Annotated in this window: 21 protein-coding genes; 10 read left to right on the top strand and 11 right to left on the bottom strand. The window is 69.2% G+C overall.

Annotation, left to right across the window (positions count from 1 at the left end; translation table 11 throughout):
* Window positions 1-678, bottom strand: coding sequence for a glycosyltransferase family 2 protein (locus tag ACFQRE_RS03650; protein WP_380119027.1), 678 nt, complete (start codon window positions 676-678; stop codon window positions 1-3).
* Between the two features lie 122 nt (window positions 679-800).
* Between ACFQRE_RS03650 and ACFQRE_RS03645 the strand changes: the two genes are divergently transcribed.
* Together ACFQRE_RS03645 and ACFQRE_RS03640 are read left to right on the top strand one after the other, a co-directional pair.
* Window positions 801-1,505, top strand: coding sequence for a response regulator transcription factor (locus ACFQRE_RS03645; protein WP_380119025.1), 705 nt, complete (start codon window positions 801-803; stop codon window positions 1,503-1,505).
* Window positions 1,502-2,647 carry a sensor histidine kinase gene (locus tag ACFQRE_RS03640; RefSeq protein WP_380119023.1) on the top strand — a complete coding sequence of 382 codons (1,146 nt, stop codon included), beginning with the start codon at window positions 1,502-1,504 and terminating at the stop codon, window positions 2,645-2,647. Before ACFQRE_RS03645 ends, ACFQRE_RS03640 begins: the two co-directional genes overlap by 4 nt.
* On the opposite strand, the gene ACFQRE_RS03635 is transcribed toward ACFQRE_RS03640, so the two are convergent.
* The 4 genes from ACFQRE_RS03635 to ACFQRE_RS03620 all read right to left on the bottom strand — a co-directional run bounded on the left by ACFQRE_RS03635 (window position 2,640) and on the right by ACFQRE_RS03620 (window position 6,621).
* On the bottom strand, window positions 2,640-3,698 hold the full coding sequence (locus ACFQRE_RS03635; protein ID WP_380119021.1) for an NAD-dependent epimerase/dehydratase family protein: 1,059 nt from the start codon (window positions 3,696-3,698) through the stop codon (window positions 2,640-2,642). The two genes, ACFQRE_RS03640 and ACFQRE_RS03635, sit on opposite strands and share 8 nt — an antisense overlap.
* Before the next feature lie 58 nt (window positions 3,699-3,756).
* The gene (locus ACFQRE_RS03630; RefSeq protein ID WP_380119019.1) at window positions 3,757-5,028 is read right to left on the bottom strand and encodes a cupin domain-containing protein; all 1,272 of its coding nucleotides are present in this window, start codon (window positions 5,026-5,028) and stop codon (window positions 3,757-3,759) included.
* Window positions 5,025-5,288, bottom strand: coding sequence for a BatC protein (locus ACFQRE_RS03625; protein WP_380119016.1), 264 nt, complete (start codon window positions 5,286-5,288; stop codon window positions 5,025-5,027). The genes ACFQRE_RS03630 and ACFQRE_RS03625 overlap by 4 nt, the downstream gene beginning before the upstream one ends.
* Window positions 5,289-5,388: 100 nt before the next feature.
* A complete protein-coding gene (locus tag ACFQRE_RS03620; protein WP_380119013.1) occupies window positions 5,389-6,621 on the bottom strand; it encodes a glucose-1-phosphate adenylyltransferase family protein in 1,233 nt (410 codons plus the stop codon).
* A 66-nt stretch (window positions 6,622-6,687) separates the two neighbouring features.
* Here ACFQRE_RS03620 and ACFQRE_RS03615 point away from each other — a divergent pair, with 66 nt between their 5' ends.
* Genes ACFQRE_RS03615 through ACFQRE_RS03595 form a run of 5 tightly spaced genes read left to right on the top strand, consistent with a single transcriptional unit; the run spans window position 6,688 to window position 10,650 of the window.
* A complete protein-coding gene (locus tag ACFQRE_RS03615) occupies window positions 6,688-7,947 on the top strand; it encodes a saccharopine dehydrogenase family protein (protein ID WP_380119011.1) in 1,260 nt (419 codons plus the stop codon).
* Window positions 7,944-8,663, top strand: coding sequence for a lysoplasmalogenase family protein (locus ACFQRE_RS03610; protein WP_380119009.1), 720 nt, complete (start codon window positions 7,944-7,946; stop codon window positions 8,661-8,663). Before ACFQRE_RS03615 ends, ACFQRE_RS03610 begins: the two co-directional genes overlap by 4 nt.
* Complete coding sequence (locus ACFQRE_RS03605) at window positions 8,660-9,148, top strand: GNAT family N-acetyltransferase (RefSeq protein ID WP_380119007.1); 489 nt, start codon at window positions 8,660-8,662, stop codon at window positions 9,146-9,148. Before ACFQRE_RS03610 ends, ACFQRE_RS03605 begins: the two co-directional genes overlap by 4 nt.
* Before the next feature lie 42 nt (window positions 9,149-9,190).
* Window positions 9,191-9,586 (top strand): MerR family transcriptional regulator, encoded by a 396-nt coding sequence (locus ACFQRE_RS03600; RefSeq protein WP_380119004.1) that lies wholly within the window; start codon window positions 9,191-9,193, stop codon window positions 9,584-9,586.
* Window positions 9,587-9,639: 53 nt separating this feature from the next.
* Entirely contained in the window at window positions 9,640-10,650 is a 1,011-nt protein-coding gene (locus ACFQRE_RS03595) for an aldo/keto reductase (protein ID WP_380119002.1), read from the top strand.
* Window positions 10,651-10,662: 12 nt separating this feature from the next.
* Here the strand turns inward: ACFQRE_RS03595 and ACFQRE_RS03590 are convergent, their stop codons facing one another.
* Window positions 10,663-10,893 (bottom strand): hypothetical protein, encoded by a 231-nt coding sequence (locus ACFQRE_RS03590; protein ID WP_380119000.1) that lies wholly within the window; start codon window positions 10,891-10,893, stop codon window positions 10,663-10,665.
* A gap of 99 nt (window positions 10,894-10,992) precedes the next feature.
* Between ACFQRE_RS03590 and ACFQRE_RS03585 the strand changes: the two genes are divergently transcribed.
* The 3 genes from ACFQRE_RS03585 to ACFQRE_RS03575 all read left to right on the top strand — a co-directional run bounded on the left by ACFQRE_RS03585 (window position 10,993) and on the right by ACFQRE_RS03575 (window position 13,490).
* Window positions 10,993-11,679, top strand: coding sequence for a class I SAM-dependent methyltransferase (locus tag ACFQRE_RS03585; RefSeq protein WP_380118998.1), 687 nt, complete (start codon window positions 10,993-10,995; stop codon window positions 11,677-11,679).
* Between the two features lie 126 nt (window positions 11,680-11,805).
* Window positions 11,806-12,516, top strand: a complete 711-nt coding sequence (locus tag ACFQRE_RS03580) for a hypothetical protein (protein WP_380120466.1) — start codon at window positions 11,806-11,808, stop codon at window positions 12,514-12,516.
* Window positions 12,423-13,490, top strand: coding sequence for an HNH endonuclease signature motif containing protein (locus tag ACFQRE_RS03575; RefSeq protein WP_380120402.1), 1,068 nt, complete (start codon window positions 12,423-12,425; stop codon window positions 13,488-13,490). Before ACFQRE_RS03580 ends, ACFQRE_RS03575 begins: the two co-directional genes overlap by 94 nt.
* A gap of 23 nt (window positions 13,491-13,513) precedes the next feature.
* On the opposite strand, the gene ACFQRE_RS03570 is transcribed toward ACFQRE_RS03575, so the two are convergent.
* From ACFQRE_RS03570 to ACFQRE_RS03550, 5 genes are read right to left on the bottom strand one after another with little or no spacing between them, the layout of a single operon-like run.
* Window positions 13,514-14,266 (bottom strand): SDR family oxidoreductase, encoded by a 753-nt coding sequence (locus ACFQRE_RS03570; RefSeq protein WP_380118996.1) that lies wholly within the window; start codon window positions 14,264-14,266, stop codon window positions 13,514-13,516.
* 14 nt (window positions 14,267-14,280) lie between these two features.
* A complete protein-coding gene (locus ACFQRE_RS03565; protein WP_380118993.1) occupies window positions 14,281-14,970 on the bottom strand; it encodes a histidine phosphatase family protein in 690 nt (229 codons plus the stop codon).
* Window positions 14,967-16,088 carry a phosphotransferase family protein gene (locus tag ACFQRE_RS03560; protein ID WP_380118991.1) on the bottom strand — a complete coding sequence of 374 codons (1,122 nt, stop codon included), beginning with the start codon at window positions 16,086-16,088 and terminating at the stop codon, window positions 14,967-14,969. Before ACFQRE_RS03560 ends, ACFQRE_RS03565 begins: the two co-directional genes overlap by 4 nt.
* Window positions 16,081-16,872 carry an SDR family NAD(P)-dependent oxidoreductase gene (locus ACFQRE_RS03555; RefSeq protein WP_380118989.1) on the bottom strand — a complete coding sequence of 264 codons (792 nt, stop codon included), beginning with the start codon at window positions 16,870-16,872 and terminating at the stop codon, window positions 16,081-16,083. Before ACFQRE_RS03555 ends, ACFQRE_RS03560 begins: the two co-directional genes overlap by 8 nt.
* On the bottom strand, window positions 16,869-18,137 hold the full coding sequence (locus tag ACFQRE_RS03550) for an acyl-CoA dehydrogenase family protein (RefSeq protein ID WP_380118987.1): 1,269 nt from the start codon (window positions 18,135-18,137) through the stop codon (window positions 16,869-16,871). Before ACFQRE_RS03550 ends, ACFQRE_RS03555 begins: the two co-directional genes overlap by 4 nt.
* Window positions 18,138-18,156 lie beyond the last annotated feature (19 nt).

The following is an 18,156-nucleotide window of genomic DNA, read 5'->3' as shown; positions in this document are numbered from 1 at the left end:
TCATGAGGCCAGCACCCGGCTCATGTCCTGCACGGCGCGGGCCGCTCCCAGCCACGTGCCGGTGACCTTGGACCGACCCGTGCGCGCGAGATACGGGACGGGCACGCCGGTGATGGTCCACCCGGCCTCGGCGGCGCGAACCACGGTCTCGACCGGATAGCCCGAGCGGCGGTCCCCAATGGGCAGGTCCTGCAAGCGTTTCGTGGGCGCCAGCCGCAGTGGGCCGATGTCCTCGAGCCCCACTCCTGTGGCGCGTCGGACCCTGTGCGCAAGCACGCGGTTGGCGACCCTGAGACGCCACGGCCACGCTTCCCGGCTCATGGGCCGTCGAGCTCCCACGACGAGGTGGGAGCGCCGCTCGGGCAGCAGGCGACGGTGCTCGGCGAGCAGGACCTCGAGCGAGAGCGGGTCAAGGCTGGCGTCGGCATCCATGAAGGCCACGAGTGGGGCGGTGGCCGCCAAGAGCCCTGCGTGGCAGGCGGCGCCGTAACCACGCTGGGGAACCTCCACCACCTCGATGCCCCGCTGCCGGGCGAGGTCGATCGAGCCGTCCGCCGAGCCGTTGTCCGCAAGGATCGGGCGCGCCCATTCGGGCATGCGCGCGAACAGCCTTGGCAAGGCCTCCGCCTCGTCCAGACACGGGAGCACCACGTCAACCAACACCTCAGCGGAAGCCATGTCCCGACGCTAGGGCTCACGGTGACCGCCTCGGGCCCCCTGAGGATGACGAGACCCTTACGGTGAGCCCACGAGGGGGCAAGACGGGCGCCCGGGGCGACTCACCGGCATACGCTGCGAGGGTGGTCGCAACCGTGCTGGTCGTCGAGGACGATCCCACCGTCTCGAGCGTCCTGTCGGCCTATCTGCGGCGGGCCGGATTCGAGCCGGTGCTCGCTGCCGACGGCTTGACCGCCCTGCAGGCGTGGCGTGAACGGCGGCCCGATGTCGTCATCCTCGACGTCATGCTTCCCCTCATGTCCGGCCTCGAGGTGCTTCGCCGTCGACGCGCCGAGGACGACCACGCTGCCGTCATCGTGTTGAGCGCGCGAGGCGAGGAGGACGACCGGCTCCTCGGGCTGGAGCTGGGCGCCGACGACTACATGGTCAAGCCGTTCAGCCCGCGCGAAGCCCTCGGCCGCGTCGAGGCACTGCTGAGACGGGCCGAGCGACTCGGCGCGGTCACGCTGCTGCCCCGGGTCACCGAACGGCTGGGCGTGCGCGTCGACACGGGTTCCCGCACCGCCACCGTCGACGGTCACGGCGTCGAGATCACGACCCGCGAGTTCGATCTGCTGGCCTATCTCATCGCTCACCCCGGCCTGACGTTCACCAAGGAACAACTCATGCGGCGTGTGTGGGGCTGGGACTTCGGCGACACCTCGACGGTCACCGTCCACGTGCGCCGTGTGCGCGAAAAGATCGAGACCGACCCGTCCGACCCGCAGCGCATCGTCACCGTGCGTGGCGCCGGCTACCGGTTCGGGGACCCCGAGGAGCAGCCATGAGCGACATGCAGCAGATCATCGCCGTCACCACTCTCGTCTGCCTGATCGCGGGTGGCGCGGGAGCGATGGCCCTGTCGGGGTTGCGCGGTCGGTCCACGATGGTCCTTGTCGTCGTGGCGTCGCTCGTCCCACTCGTCGCGGTGTCGCTCGCGGTCTTCGTCAACGTGCAGCGCATGTTCATCTCCACCCACGACTCGACCGTCGTCCTCGTGGCGCTCGGCCTGGCCGGCCTCATCGGCGTGCTGCTGTCACTGGTCCTCGGTCGCCAGGTGGCTGCCGGCTCTACAGCCTTGGTCGACTCGCTGCGCACCCTGGGAGACGGCGGTGTCCCAGGCCCGGATGCCAGTCGAGGTGCTTCGGTGTCGTCCGAGCTGTCCGACCTGTGGCGCGAGCTCGACACCACCCGCACTCGCCTCGCCGCATCCGAGCAGCGGGAGCGAGCCCTGGAACGCTCCCGACGCGAACTCGTGGCCTTCATGTCCCACGACCTGCGCACACCCCTGGCCGGCCTGCGCGCCCTGGCCGAGGGCCTCGAGGACAAGGTCATAGAACCTGAGCCCGCGCTGCGCCAGATGCGACAGACGGTGACTCGCCTCGACGGGCTCGTCGGCGACCTCTTCGAGCTGTCCCGGGTGAGCTCGTCCGAGGCCCGCTCCCCGAACGACACCGCGCTCGTCAGCCTGGTCGAAGTCGCCCACGATGTCGTCGGTGAGCTCGAGCAGCATGCCCAGCAGCGTGAGGTCGACCTCCGGCTCCAGACCCACGGAGACGACGACCGGCTCGCCGTCACCGGCAACGGGGACGAGCTCACCCGACTGATCGGCAACCTTGTGGGCAATGCCGTGCGGCACACCGCCCCCGGAGGTTCGGTCGTCGTGCGGGCCGAACGCAGCCCCGACGGCCGCACCCAGCTCTCGGTGCTCGACGAGTGCGGCGGAATCGCCGAACCCGACCTGCATCGTGTCTTCGAGGCCGGGTGGCGAGCCGACCCCGAGCGCAGCGGTGACGACGCGGGCGCCGGTCTGGGGCTCGCCATCGCCAAGGGGATCGTCGAGTCGCACGCCGGGTCGATCTCGGTCATGAACGTCGAGGGCGGTTGCTGCTTCGAGGTGGCGCTGCCCGCCGCCGAGCGGGTCAGCTGAACGTCAGACCAGCCAGTCCCTCGCGGAACGGAACCGTTGCGGTCCAGCCGAGTTCACGCCTCGCCCGATCGCTCGACGCCGTGATGTGGCGGACATCGCCGAGTCGGTAGCGACCGGTCACCACGGGCGGCGGGCCACCTGCGAGCAGGGCCAGTTCGGCCGCAAGGTCACCGACGGTGTGCACGACTCCGGATCCCACGTTGTATGCCGTGTGCTCACCCGCCGTGCCTGCGGCGCGTTCGCTCTGCACCGCCGCCACGAATGCCGACGCGATGTCGTCCACGTGCACGAAGTCGCGGCGCTGACCCCCATCCTCGAACACCAGGGGCGACTGCCCGCTCGAGGACGCCGACCAGAAGAGCGCGGCGACGCCGGCATAGGGCGTCGACCGCGGCATGCCCGGCCCGTAGACGTTGTGCAGGCGCAGGGACGTGGCGCGCGACCCTGTCTCCCGCGCCCAGACCGCGGCGAGCTGCTCTTGGGTGACCTTCGTCGCGGCATACGTGTTGCGTGGGTCCATGGCTGCGTCCTCGGCGACGAGAGTGGGGACGAGGTCACTCCCACATTCAGGGCATGGCGGCTCGAACAGCCCGCTGGCGAGGCGCCCTTCATCGCGCGGCGGCGGCGCCACAGGACCGTGTTGCCGGCAGTCGTAGGCACCCTCTCCGTAGACGACCATCGAGCTCGCCTGCACCAGGCGCTTCACTCCGGCGTCGTGACAGGCGCGCAGGACCGTGGCCGTGCCCAGCGCATTGCACGAGACGTAGTCGTCCATGTCGTCGAGGTCCACTCCGAGCCCCACCTTGGCGGCGAGGTGGACCAGGGCGTCTGCTCCCTGGACGTGCTGCCGCACCAGGGTCACGTCCCGGACGTCGCCCTCGACGAGCCGGACGCCCTGGGCTGCCAGCCGGTCGCGTGCCGCGTCTCCCCCGTCGCGGTGGACGTCGGGGCGCAGGGAGTCGAGGACGACCACGTCGTGCGACTCCTCGAGGAGGGCGCGCACGACAGCGCCACCGACGAACCCAGCCCCACCCGTGACGACGATCCTCATGCCGTCGACCCTGCCAGCAATCTCGGGCGTCCCGCCTCTCGTGGACCTTGCGGTGCGCTTACGTTCGGTCCCCTTCGGCGGGGTCATCAGCCGGGATCAGGAGGCCTGCGATGGCGAGACGTCGCCTCAGCTCCTCGTCGAGGTCCGCCGGATTGCGTATGCCGTCCAGCACCTCCGCGACCGCATCACGTTTGTCTGCGGTCACGAGGAACCGACCGACCCGACTCACCAGAGTGCACTCGTCGCCGCGTGCCTCCCAGTGCGCGGCAAGGTGACGTCGTGGTCGCCAGGTCGCCGCCGGATCCTCGGCTTGCCCCATCTGGTCGAGCACACCCAACGCCTCAGCACGCTGGGCACTGCGCACCGGGGCCCGCAGACCTTCGACGATCTCGTCAACACCGATGTCCTGCAGCGCTTTTGCGACCAATGACCGCACGATCTCGGCGTCATCCCCGAAGCCAACCTCCGACCGGCCAGAGCCACCCGGTGCGATGGGAAGCGATCGACGCCCCTCGACATCGTCGGCGAGCCGCTCCGTGACCCGGGCGAGGAGAACGTCGGCAACGTGACTCCGGGTCCAGGTGTGGACCCCCATGGTCAGGTGGATGCTCGTCCCGCCGAGGGCGGTCGCCGAGTGGAGGTAGCCACGCGGGAGATAGAGGCAGTCGCCGGGGCGCAGGGTCTCCTCGAGGAGGGGTTCGGCGGTGGCCGCCTGCTCGACGGCGGCCCGGTGCTGCTCCCAGGGTTGGTCACGCAAAGGTGCTTCAAGGACCGGGGGCCGGATGCGCCACCGCTTCTCCCCGGCGATCTGCAGGACGAAGACGTCGTGGACGTCGTAGTGGTCGGCGAAACCCTGGTTCTGAGGTGGGGTGACATAGGCATTGACCTGGACCGGGTGACCGAGGTCGTCGGCGAGGTCGCCCGCGAACTCCTGGACCGGCGCCCACGTCCGGTGCAGTGCCTGGAGCACCAGGGTTGCACCAGAGGCGAATTCGCGCAGGACTCGGTCTTCGCTCAGCTGGTCGCCGATCCCAGCACCGACTCCTCCACCGAGGGTGAGCTGGCGGTCGGGCAGGGTCGCCCCGTCCTTGGCCATGCGGGCGAAGGGTGTCCGGAGCCCCCGTCGTGACACCAACTCGTCGACGCCGTCCGGTCCGAAGAGGTCGGAGAAGTCACGGGGCAAGTCGGCCGCGCGTGTGAGCCAAGGGGCGCGCGACCAGACGTCCGTCGCGAAGTCCGCGGGCGGCATACCCACCAAGCGCGTCAGCGCAGGAGAACCCGCGGCCGGGAGATCAGTCCCCGACCGCGGGTTCTCCGGCGAGTCGGTCACTGAGAGCCGTCGGCCCCGCCGTCGGCTCCGCCGTCGTGCTCACCGGGCACTGCCGGCTGGTCCGCACCACTGTCAGCCGGGCCCTCCGCGTCATCGGCTCCGCCGTCGGCGCCGCCATCCTGCTCGTCAGGCGCACCGGTCTCGCCCGCGCCACTGTCGGCCGGGCCCTCTGTCTCGACACCCGAGGTGCCCTGGGGCGCCTGACCGAGGTCGGAGAGGTCCTCATCGGGGTTCATGCCACTGGTCGGGTTCTGCGTCATCGCGTACCTCCATGTGTGGGCCGACGCCGATCGGTGCCGGTCCTGACTGTCTACCCGTTCGTCGACGGCCTCGCTACCCTCCAAAGGGTGAATTCGCAGTTCAGGCGGTCGATCCCGGTTCGAGTCGGGAACCGGGTGCGACGACGACTCCGCGCCCGATGCGGCTGTCCCGACCGACGAGGACGAGCCGGTCGTCGCCGATACGCGTTCCGGGAGGGGTCTCACCGACCTTGGCACCACGCCCGATCGTGCTGCGCGAGTCCACCACTGCGCCGCGCACCTCGGCGCCCGCCTCGACCGTCGTCTGGGCGAACACCACCGAGTCCTCGACGACCGCGCCTGCCGCGACTCGCACACCCGGGCCAAGGACGCTGCGGATGACCGTACCCGCGACATCGGCGCCGGCACTGATGATCGAGCCATCGACGCGGGCGCCCCGACGGATGACGGCGGACGGCAGCTCGGGCCAGCGAGTGAGGATCGGCCATTCGGGGTCGTCGAACACATCGACCCGGCCGGCGAGCAGATCGCGGTGTGCCGCAACGTATTCGCTCGGCGTTCCCAGGTCGCGCCAGTAGCCGGGGAGCTCGAAGGCATGCACAGCGCCACCCTCTACGAGGCGTGGGAGCAGGTGCTCGCCGAAGTCGCCGACCCCGGAGTCCTCACCGTGGGCGGCGTCCACCCGCTCGGCCCGCAGGTCCTCGAGCGCGGTCGAGAGTCGCACGGGGTCATAGGCGAAGATCTCGGCCGCGATCGTCGTCGCCGCAGGCTTCTCCGGCTTGTAGTCGAAGGCCTTCACGAGACGGTCGCGTCCCAGTTCGACCACGCCCTTGGCCGATGCCTGGGCCCGCGTCACCTCGGTGGTGACGATCGTGCACGAGGAGTCGCGTTCGAGGTGCTGGTCGACGACGTCGCGCAGGTCGAGGGAACACACGGAGTCGGCGCTGAGGATGAGGACGACGTCGGCACCGAAGTCACGGATCGCGTCGAGGTTGCGATAGAGGTCGTCGCCGTTGCCCTCGCTGAAGCCGGCCTGCGAGGCTGCACCGCTCCCCTCCTGGGGCGGCAGCCACTGCAGCCCACCGCGGGTCCGGTCGAGATCCCACGGACGTCCGTTCGCGACATGCTTGTGCAGGCTCGTGGCGAGATATTGCACGGACAGCCACACGTCCCTGACCCCGCTGTGCGCCAGCGATGACAGCGCGAAGTCGACGAGCTGGTACTGCCCTGCAAACGGCAGGGCCGGCTTGGCCCGTTCACGGGTGAGGACGTCCATGCGCGAGCCCTGGCCACCCGCTTGGATGATGGCCAGCACCTTGGGTCGTCGCGACATGCACCCACTGTGCCCCACGACTGCACCCGTCACCTCACGCTGTGCGGCATCGCCTAGATTCGATGGATGAGCACCACGCGTGAGTTCGACCTCGTTCTTGTCGGCGCCACCGGTTTCGTCGGTCGGCTGACCGCGACCCACCTCGCGGAGCACGCTCCGCCCACGGTGCGGATCGCCCTCGCTGGTCGATCGGAGTCCCGACTGGCCGACGTGCGTGCGTCCTTGCCGTCCGCTGCTGCTGACTGGCCGCTCGTCGTCGTCGACACGACCGACTCGGCCGCCGTCGTCGACCTCGCCGGACGCACCCGCGTCGTGGTCACCACGGTGGGTCCCTACGCAAAACTGGGTATGCCGCTCGCTTCCGCGTGCGCTGCCGCCGGCACCCACTACGCGGACCTGACCGGCGAGGTCCTCTTCGTCCGGGACAGCATCGACGCCAACCACGCCGAGGCGGAGCGCACCGGCGCCAAGATCGTCCATTCGTGCGGCTTCGACTCGATCCCGTCGGACATAGGGGTGTGGAAGACGGCGCAGCGCGTGGCGGCAGACGGTGAGGGAGCTCTCGGCGAGACCGTGCTCCACGTGCGCACCCTGCGCGGTGGCGTCAGCGGCGGAACCATCGACTCGATGCGCCAGCAGGCGATCGAGGCAGCCGGTTCGCCTGAGCGCCGTCGAGCGGTGACCGACCCGCACGGGCTGTCGCCCGACCGGGCCGCAGAGCCGCCGTCACGCAACAAGCCCACGGACGAGTTCGGGCTCCTGGGCAAGGTGCAGGCAGTGTCCGGCACCCGCTACGACCACGTGACCAAGCGATGGGTCGCACCCTTTTTCATGGCGTCGTTCAACACGCGAATCGTGCGTCGCAGCAACGCCCTGAGCGATTACGCCTACGGTCGCGACTTCCGTTACGACGAAGTCATGGACACCGGACGAGGCCCTCTCGGTGCCGTCAAGGCGGGCCTGACCTCGGCCGTGCTTGGTGGCCTCTTCGCGGGCATGTCCACGGCGCCCACTCGAAGCGTCCTTGACCGCGTCCTGCCCAAGCCGGGCGAAGGCCCGTCCGACGAGACCATGGCCAACGGACGGTTCGTCATGGATGTCGAGACGACCACGACGACAGGGGTGCGCTACCGCACCCGGGTGGCCGCGGCATACGACCCGGGTTATTCAGGCACGGCAATCATGCTGGGCCAGTCAGGTCTGGCCCTGGCCCTCGACGAACTGGGTTCTCGTGGCGGGGTGCTCACTCCGTCGGTGGCTCTGGGTGAGGCGCTTGTGACTCGCTTGGAGGGCTTCGACTTCGAGTTCACGACAACCCGTTCGTGAACATCGGCGGCACGTTGAGGCGTCGCGCTGACCTCCTCGCCTATGTCCCGCTGGCGGTGACCACGACTGCCGCGGCCGTGACCGGAAGGCCGCGCGCCCACCTCGTGAGCAAGATGCTGCTCGCGCCCACCCTCGCCGGAGGTGTGGTCGCCACTCGCGCGGACCGTTCCACGACTCGCACGGCCACCCTCGCCATGGCACTCGTGGGCTCGGCAGTCGGCGACTGGTTCATGAACCGCTCCGACGTTGCGCCACACCACAGCGATGCCCGGCGGCAGCTGATGCGCGCCGGGGCCAGCGCTTTCGCGGTCCAACAGGCCGGGCTGCTCCGGCTCCTGCTCACTGACGGCGTCCGCCCCCGCGCAAAGTCCGCTGCTGCTGCGGGCAGCGTCATGGCCGGGCTCGCGACCCTGGAGCTGAGCGCGACCGGTGAGCCGGACCCCGTGCTGACCGGCTACGGGCTGCTGCTCGGCTCGATGTCGGCACTGTCGCTCAGCGATGGTGGCAGTCCGCGCCGGCGTCGATCCGTGGCCCTGGGCGGAGGCCTCTTCCTCGTGTCCGACGCGGCCATCATCGTCGGTGAGCACCTGGCGAAAACGCCGCGACATCGAGCCATGGTCTCCGGCATCGTGTTGTCGACCTACACCGCCGCCCTCGCCCTGTTGGTCCACGGGCTTCGCGACGCGCCACGCAATCGGAAATCTGGAGCCGCATGATCATCCGCGAGATCACCGAGGCCGAGTGGGTCGAGTTCTTTCCGACCTTCAGCGAGGTTGTCGAGGCCGGTGAGACGTATGCGTTTCCCGTCGGACTGTCGATCGACGAGGCACGTGGATGGTGGGTCGAGTCTCCGCCCGGCGTGACCGTCGTGGCCATTGACGAGTCGGGGGCTGTGCTGGGATCGGCCAAGACCGGCCCCAACCGCCCCGGACGTGGATCGCACGTCGCGACCGCATCGTTCATGGTCTCGGCCACCGCCCGTGGGCGCGGAGTCGGGCGCGCGCTCGGCGAGTGGGTCCTCGCGTGGGCTCGCGAGCAGGGCTACACCGCAATGCAGTTCAACGCCGTCGTCGAAAGCAACGTCGCGGCCGTGGCCCTGTGGCAGCACCTGGGGTTCACGATCATCGGCACGGTGCCGGAGGCCTTCGACAGCCGCGCACACGGACGGGTCGGACTGCACGTCATGCACCAGCACCTCTGAGCTGCTTGACTTTGAGTGCACTCGAAGGCTGAAGATGTCTGGGTGACCATCACCGCTCCACCATCCGGACTCACGATCGCCGAGGCCGCCGAGCAGACCGGCCTCACGGCCCACACGCTGCGCTACTACGAGCGCGACGGGTTGATGCTGCGCGAGGTGCCTCGCTCGAGTTCGGGCCACCGGGTCTACGCCGAGGCCGACCTGCGCTGGGTGACGATGCTGACGCGGCTTCGCGCCACCGGGATGTCGATCCGCGAGGTCAAGGACTACGCCGAGCTGTGCCAGGCCGGGCCCGGCAACGAGGCCGCGCGGCTCGAGCTCCTGCGGGCCCATCGCGCCCGGGTCCTTGCCCAGCTGACCGAGGTGACCGAGCACCTGGGCGCCATCGACCACAAGATCGGCCTCTACCAGTGCACGCTGGAAAGCATCGACGAGTAGCCCTGAGAGCCCCGCTTGACTTCGAGCGCACTCGAAGACGTTGACTCGATGTCATGACCACGAATGAGAAGATCCCCACCCGAACCCTTGGCACCGGCACGTCCGCCCTCTCCGTCTCGGCACTCGGCCTGGGCTGCATGGGCATGTCCGAGTTCTACGGAACCGGTGACGAAGCCACGGGCATCGCGACCATCCACCGCGCGCTCGACCTCGGCGTGACCTTCCTCGACACCGCCGACATGTATGGCCCGTTCACCAACGAGCGGCTCGTCGGCAAGGCCATCGCCGGGCGCCGCGACAAGGTCGTCCTCGCCACGAAGTTCGGCAACGAGCGCGCTGAGGACGGCACCCGCCTTGGCGTCAACGGCCGGCCCGACTACGTGCTCAGCGCGGCCGACGCCTCGCTCCAGCGCCTCGGCGTCGATCACATCGACCTCTACTACCAGCACCGGGTCGACCAGACCGTCCCGATCGAGGAGACCGTCGGCGCCATGGCCGAACTCGTCGCAGCAGGCAAGGTCCGCCACCTCGGCCTCTCGGAGGCGTCCCCCGAGACCATCCGGCGGGCCCACGCGGTCCACCCGATCACGGCCCTCCAGACGGAGTACTCGCTCTTCACCCGCGATGTCGAGGACGAGATCCTGCCGACGATCCGCGAGCTCGGCATCGGTCTGGTGCCCTATTCGCCGCTCGGTCGCGGGATCCTCACGGGTGCGATCACCGCCGAAGCGGACCTCGAGGCGAACGACTCGCGACGCACGGCATACTTTCCGCGTTTTCAGGGCGAGGCCCTGGACGCCAACCTGGCGCTCGTCGCCAAGGTGCGCGAGATCGCCGAGAGCAAGGGCGCGACGGCCGGTCAGCTCGCCCTCGCCTGGGTGCTGGCGCAGGGCACCGACATCGCCCCGATCCCCGGCACCAAGCGCATCAGCTACCTCGAGGAGAACGTCGGCGCCGCCTCGCTCGAGCTCACCTCTGACGATCTCGACACCCTCGACACGGCCGTGCCGCGTGATGCCGTGGTCGGCGCCCGCTACGGAGACATGTCGACGATCGACGCCTGAACGCCCAGAGTCTCAGCCGCGGCGCTGGGCGGCCCACGAGAGCCGGATCGCCTCACAGATGGCGGCCCTGTCGCCGTCGAGGTCGGCCTGGACCTTCATGTGCGCCTCCCAGCGCGGAGGGACTCCAAACGTTTCCGGGTATGCCGCGAGCAGACTTTCGCGGTCGTCGAACCCGACGCGGACGAGGACTGTGCCCGGCTCGTCCTGGCGCACGACGAGCAGGTCGTCGACGTACCAGGCCACGCGTCCCGGGCGTCCCTTGCGCTTGCAGCCTCGAGTGACGTCGCGAAGGCATTGATCTCGTCGAGCGTCATCCATCCAACGTGGTGGCAGCATCGGGGCGTGCCTTCCCTCTCTGACGACCTCGGCCAGCCCGGCGTGCAGCGCGCCTACGACACCGTGGCGGGGACCTACGCCGATCACTTCACCGACGCCAGCGCCGAGTCGCCGCTCGACCGCGCCATGGTCGATGCCTTCGCGGCAGCCGTGACCGCGGCAGGCGACCCGGGGCCGGTACTCGATGCGGGGTGTGGCGCGGGGCGGATGAGCCGCTACCTCGCCGACCGTGGCTGCTCGGTCCAGGGTGTCGACCTCTCGGCCGGCATGGTGGAGATGGCCCGGCGCGACCACCCAGACCTCGACTTCGCAGTGGCCTCACTGACCGACCTCCCGTTCCCCGACGACACGTTCGCCGGGGTCTTGCTCTGGTACTCCGCGATCCACACGCCACCGCACGGTCAGCCGCAGATCTTTGCGGAGGTGGCTCGCGTGCTCCGGCCCGGAGGCCACGTCCTCGTCGGGCTGCAGTCGGGACAGGGCACGCAAGACGTCTCGGCGGCATACGCAAGGTTTGGTCACGACATCGAACTCGAGCGCTACCTCTTCACACCCGACGAGGTCGCCGCTCTGATCGAGGGTGCCGGACTCACCGAGGTGGCGCGCATGGTCCGTCGCCCACGAGATGGAGAGCGCGACGATCAAACCGCGCTTCTGATGAGAGCTGGGCTCGCTGTCGGTGACCCCGACTAGGCTCTTCATGGTGGCGCCCGACGTTCCGCCCTCTCGCGTGAATACCGTTGTGTCACAGCATAATTCGTCCGCATTTTCTGGTGAGATCGCTTGACTTTAGAACGTGAGTTCGAGGACAATAGGGGCATGGGGGAAAGCCAGAGCGCCGAAGGGGTCAGCGACCCGGGGAGCGTCCGCGACGCACTCCACGTCGCGCGATCCGCGGTCGCTGGGGTGCGCGAGATCCTGCACCGCCTGAGCGGAGCGGAGCTCGCAGAGTTCATGTCTCTCGTCGACGAGGTGAGGGCCCAGTCATCTGCGGCGCAGGTCGTCATCGCGACCGAGGCGGCGCACCGGGGTGAGTTCACCTCCGCCAGACGCGGCGAGGGATCGGCACACGAATGGGTGCGCGAGCACGCACCGTCACTGCGTCAGGGTGGAGCCGGCCAGCTCGCGTCGTTCGCCGCAGACGTTGCTCACGCCACCCCAGACGGCCAGTGGTCGACCACAGGGCCCAGCGCGGGCGCCTTCGCAGACCCCGAACGGGCCGAAGGGGTCACTTGGGCGCGGGTCGTCACCGGCGAGATCGGCATCCAACTGGCCCAGACGGCACTGTCCGAGGTCGCGCGCATGGCCGACCGACTCAACCCCGATGCCATTGCCGCGGTGACCAAGGCCATCCTCGACCACGGGTTCGACTGGGGTGCTCGCGACGCAAGCGCATCCGTACCCGACTCCTTGCGGAGCACGGCCTCGACGGAGAGCTGGAGGACAAGCAGCGTCGGCTCCGCGCCGGCGCCCACTTGTCACAGCCCCAGGTCAGTGACGGCGACATCACCGAATACCGGATGGGCCTGACCCCCGAACAGTCGGCTGCCCTCGAAGCTGCACTTGGCCCCCTGTCAAAGCCCATCCCCGACCCCCAGACAGGGGTGTTCGACGAGCGATCCAACGGGCAACGTCGCGCCGAAGCGCTCATGACCATCGTCACTGGCCACGCCGCAAGCGACGGTGACGGCAAGGGACCCGCTGCCGCGTCGACTGCGCTCCACGTCACGATCGGACTGGCCGACCTCATCCGATTCCTCGACCTCTCCGGCCACGACCTGGCTCGATGCGAGCTCGGCCACACGAACGCGTTCGGTATGGCCGCCGAAGCCAGCGGTCAGGCCCTCTCCGGCCGTCATGGTGCCGGGGTCGTGGGCGGATCGACCGCAGCGGGAACGCTGCTCAACCCCGGTGACGTGCGCCGGCTCGCCTGCGATGCCGACATCATCCCGATCGTCCTGGGGGCCGCTGGCGAAGTCCTCGACGTCGGCCGCGCCGCCCGCCTCTACACCAGAGGGCAGCGGCGAGCCCTGTCGCACCGTGACCGCGGCTGCACCTGGCCAGGCTGCACCAGCCCGGCTGCGTGGGCCAAGGCACACCACGTCGTTCACTGGGCAGACGGAGGCCGCTCCGACCTCACGAACGCTGCACTCCTGTGCCAGAGGCACCACACCCACGTCCACGACCGGCGCCTGGTAGCCACCATCCATCCGCCCGACGAACACGGTCGATGCGTCACTTGGGACACCACACCTGGCAGTTATGACCGGGTCCTACCTGCGCGCCTGGCCGAACTCCGGGCTGCCTCAACGCGGCGTCGCGACCTGCATCGCGCCGACGCCCACGCCCGACGACTCGCCCTCGACACGGGCGGGCCTGACCCCTGGCGCGACGCCGACCCAGACGAGGACGACTTCATCGAAACACTCATGGCGGAGCACGAGGCCGCGATGGCCGACGCCCTCCCGTGGCCGGACGAGGCCGATCTGTTCGACGTCGCCTGACCGGGCGCCCACCGCGGCGTGCCTCAGGTGAGCTTGCGGACGACGCCCAACGGCAGGTGACGCATCGCTGTGCCGAGCGGCTTCCACGGCCAGGCCGGGACCCGCGCCGAGTCGACACCCTTCTCGATCGCCTCGACGATGCCGCGCACACCCGTCTCGGTGTCGACCATGAACTTGGTCTGCTGCTCGACCTTCTCGTTCATCTCGGAGCGGATGTAGCCCGGGTAGATCGTCGTCACGGTGATGTCGAGGTCCGGCTTGCCGAGCATCTCGGACCGAATGCCCTCGGCGAGGGCGGCCACACCCGCCTTCGTCGCGGCATACGTCGTGATGGTCTTGGGCATGCCGCGCATGGCCGACATCGACGAGATGACCACGAGGTGGCCGCGCTTCTTGGCGCGGAAGATCTCCATCGCCGCCTCGCACTGGGCCAGCGCGCCGATGAAGTTCGTCATGGCCGTCGCCTTGTTGGCCGCATAGCCGCCGACGCCGATGGGCGCACCCTTGCCGAGGCCCGCGTTGACAACGATGCGGTCGACACCGAGCTCGGCCTCGAACTCATGAAAGACCCGGAAGACCGCATCGTCGTCAGTGACGTCCAGGGCCTTGACGGTGACCTTGCGACCGGGGTGGGCCGCCGTGATCTCAGCAGCGAGCTCGTCGAGACGCTCGGTGCGACGAGCACACAGCGCGAGGTCGTTGCCGGCGGCGGCGAGCTGGCGGGCCATCTCGGCGCCGATGCCCGAGCTGGCGCCCGTGATGAGGGTAGTGGTCATGAAAGGGGTTCTCCTCAGCGGGTGGTGAGCAGGTCAGGACTGCGTTCGAGGTGGGTCGTGTCGTTGAAACTGCGCAGGGTGGGGCCAGTGGCACCCACGGACAAGGTGGTGAGCGAGGCATTGGCAATGACCCGTTGCAGCTGTGTCCAGACCGGCGCTCCCCCGCCGAGCAGGGCCGCCGTCACCCACGAGATCGCTCCCGCCGAGCTGACCACGATCACCGTCTCGCCGCGACCGAGGTTCTCGACGACGGGCGGCAAGCCGGACAGGACGCGGTCCCCGAAGACGGCGAACGGCTCGTCGTAGTCGGCGGCATGCTGGCCGGCGACCCAGCGTTCCGTCGCCACGGCATACATCTCGTCAAAAGCCTTGTGCGGACGCAGGGTTCGCGCGAGGTCCGCCTTCATGAGGGTGAGCGACCGATAGGCCGGCTTGTAGGCCGTGAGGATCGCCGCGTGTCCGTATTCGTCCCACGCGCTGTCGCTCACCGTCTCGAGCGGCCATCCGGCGGCCTCGACGAGGTCGGCCGCCGTGTCCCGCTGGCGGCGCATCGAGCCGCTGATGACGCGCGTCGGGCTGATGCCGCGTTCGGACAGCTCACGCCCGACGACCTTGGCCTGCTCGTGCCCGAGGTCGGACAGCTTGTCGTAGTCCTTCTTGCCCCACGACGCCTGACCGTGGCGGACGAGGATGATCCGGCTCATCGGCGGCCTGCGCGACGGATGGCACGACGGTGCTGACGCAGCAGTGCTCGGCACCGCAGGTCGAGGTAGAGGACGAACCAGCGCATCCGCTTGGCCTGGGGGTTCGTCGTCTCTCCGCGATAGGTCCGCAGGTAGATCTGTTGAGCGATGACGGCGAGGCGGAAGAGCCCGAACACCTCGTAGAACGCCCACCGCTCGGCGTCCATCGGGATGCCCATGCGGTCGCAGTAGTAGCGGACCGCTTCGATGCGGGTGAGCATCCCCGGCGTGTGGGTCGGCTGGAGTCGCAGGGCCTTGGCCACCGGGTCGTCGCTCGCCTGCACCCAGTAGGCCATGGCGCCGCCGAGGTCCATGAGCGGGTCGCCGACGGTCGCCATCTCCCAGTCGAGGACGCCGACGATGCGGGTCGGGTCACCCTCGGCCAGGACAAGATTGTCGAAGCGGAAGTCGTTGTGGATGAGGACCTGTCCGGTGTCGTCGGGGCGGTGGTCCTCGAGCCACGCCATGACGCCCTCGAACGAACCGACGTTGGGGGTGCGCGCCTTGCGATACCGCGCGGACCAACCCTTGACCTGACGCTCGACGTAGCCGTCTCCCTTGCCCAGCCCGTCCAGACCAGCAGCCGTGACATCAACCCGGTGGAGGTCGACAAGAGTGTCAAGAGCCCTGTGGCACAACAGGTTCACTCCGTGCCGCGACAGACCGAGCGAGTCGGGGATGTCCCGTCGCAGGATCGTTCCGACGAGCCGCTCCATGACGTAGAACTCGGAGCCGATGACCGACTCGTCGCCGCAGTAGGCCACGATCGTCGGCACCTGGTCGTAGACGTGACCGAGCGACGCCTGGAGGTCGCTCTCCCGGCGCATGTCGTGAGCGCCCTTGGCCTTGGTCCCGCCGGGCGGACGCCGCAGGACGAGGTCGCGGGTCGGATAGCGCAGCAGGTAGGTGAGGTTCGACGCGCCGCCCTTGAACTGCCGCACCTCCGGCGTCGCGTCGATGCCGGGCTCGTCGGTCGTGTGCGCACGCAGCCACGCGGCCAGCGCTTCCACGTCGAAGGCGTCCTCGTCACGGACCGGAACAGCGTTGCTCGGGGTGGACGGCGCCTGGGCTTCAGGCATCACGGACCTTGCTGGCCAGCCGCCGGCCGGCCTTCTTCATCGCGGAGGTGTAGGCAGGCCGCACGAGTCGCTTGGTCCAGTAGGCCTGGTGCCCCAGACGATCGGTGAGGATGATCCGCTTGTGCTTGTCGATCCCCTTGAGGACGATGCCGGCCACCTCGTCGGCCGTCATGGTCGCCTTGGTGATGAGCTTGAGAGCGGTCTCCTCCATCGCCGTGTCCTTGCCCTGGAGCGACTCGTGAAGGTTGGTCCTGAAGAAGGCCGGGCAGATGGCGGAGACGTGGATGTTCCAGGGCGCGAGCTCGAACCCGAGGGTCTCGGACAGTGCGACCACGGCGGCCTTGGCGGCGTTGTAGGAGGACATGCCGGGGCCGTGGACGAGGCCGGCCAGCGAGGCGGTGTTGACGATGTGCCCGGACTTCTGGTCCTTGAAGAGCGGGGTGAACGTCTGGCAGCCGCGGACCACACCGAGCAGGTTGATGTCGAGGACGCGCTCCCAGTCGGAGATCGACTCGACGTCGATGCGTCCACCGGTGGCGACCCCGGCGTTGTTGACGAGGACGTCGAGCCCTCCCCAGAGGTCGCGGACGTGAGTGAGTGCCGCATCCCAGTCCTGCTGGCTGCGGACGTCGACCCGGAAGTAGCTGATCTCTTCGGGCACGGACTCCGGCTTCGTATCCGCGAGGTCGACGACGAGGACCTGGTCACCGCGAGCGACGAACGCCTTCGCCAGAGCCAGACCGAGGCCGGAGGCCCCTCCGGTGATGAGGACTCGACGGCTCATGAGCGGCTCGCCTTCTCTGCATAGGGGTGAAGGAGGATCCGCGCGACGACCCCGAGGTGGACCTCGTCCGGGCCGTCAGCAAGACGGAGGGAGCGGGCGTTGGCGTAGGCCGCGGACAGCGGGAAGTCCTCGGACATGCCCGCGCCGCCATGGATCTGGATCGCCAGGTCGATGACGTCGCAGGCCATCTGGGGGACGGCGACCTTGATCTCGCTGACCTCGCTCATCGCGCCGAGACCGCCGACCGTGTCGAGCTTCCACGCGGCGTGGAGTACGAGCAGACGCGCCTGGTTGATGGCGATGCGGGCGTGCGCGAGACGTTCACGGTTGCCACCGAGGTTGGCGATGGGCTTGCCGAAGGCGGTGCGCGACGTGGCGCGTTCGCAGGCCAGCTCGAGGGCGCGCTCGGCGAGGCCGACGAGGCGCATGCAGTGGTGGACGCGGCCCGGCCCCAACCGCCCCTGGGCGATCTCGAAGGCCCGTCCGGGTCCGGCGATGATGTTGGTGATCGGGAGTCGCACGTCGGTCAGCGAGACCTCGCCGTGCCCGATCGGCTCGTCATAGTGACCGAGCGCCGACAGCATCCGCTCGACCTTGACCCCGGGGTGGTCGAACGGCACGACGACCATCGAGTGCCGCGCGTGCCGTGAGGCATCGGGGTCGGTGACGCCCATGAAGATGGCGACCTTGCAGTCGGGGTTGCCCACTCCGGTGGACCACCACTTGCGGCCGTTGAGGACGACTTCGTCGCCGTCGATGACGGCCGTTGCCTCCATGTTCGTCGCGTCGGAGGACGCCACGCCGGGCTCGGTCATGAGGAAGGCGCTGCGGATCCGCCCGTCCAGCAGCGGTTCCAGCCACTCCGCCTTCTGCTCGTCGGTGCCGTACTTGAGCAGCACCTCCATGTTGCCGGTGTCGGGCGCGTTGCAGTTGAAGACGAGCGGCGCCGAGAAGGAGCGACCCATGGCCTCGGCGATCGGTGCGTAGTCCGAGTTCGACAGACCGGAGCCGCCATCGGTGCCGAACCGGGCGGCATACGGGCCTTCGTGTCCGGCAGGAAGGAAGAGGTTCCAGAGTCCCTGGGCCCGCGCCTTGCCCTGCAGCTCCGCGAGGAGGGGGTGCGCCGGCCAGGGGTCGTCACCGGCCGCTCGGCGAGCAGCGATGTCGGCTGCGATGACTCGTTCGGCCGGCTCGATCTCCGTGTCGATGAAGTCCCTGACCCGCTGGGCCAGGTCGAGAGAACGCTCCGACGATGAGAAGTCCATGGCCCCAACCTAGGTGAGC

This window comes from Knoellia pratensis (assembly GCF_042666395.1).
Classification (GTDB): Bacteria; Actinomycetota; Actinomycetes; order Actinomycetales; family Dermatophilaceae; genus Knoellia; species Knoellia pratensis.
Note: the sequence above shows the minus strand (reverse complement) of the source record. Positions and strands in the feature narration are given on the sequence as shown.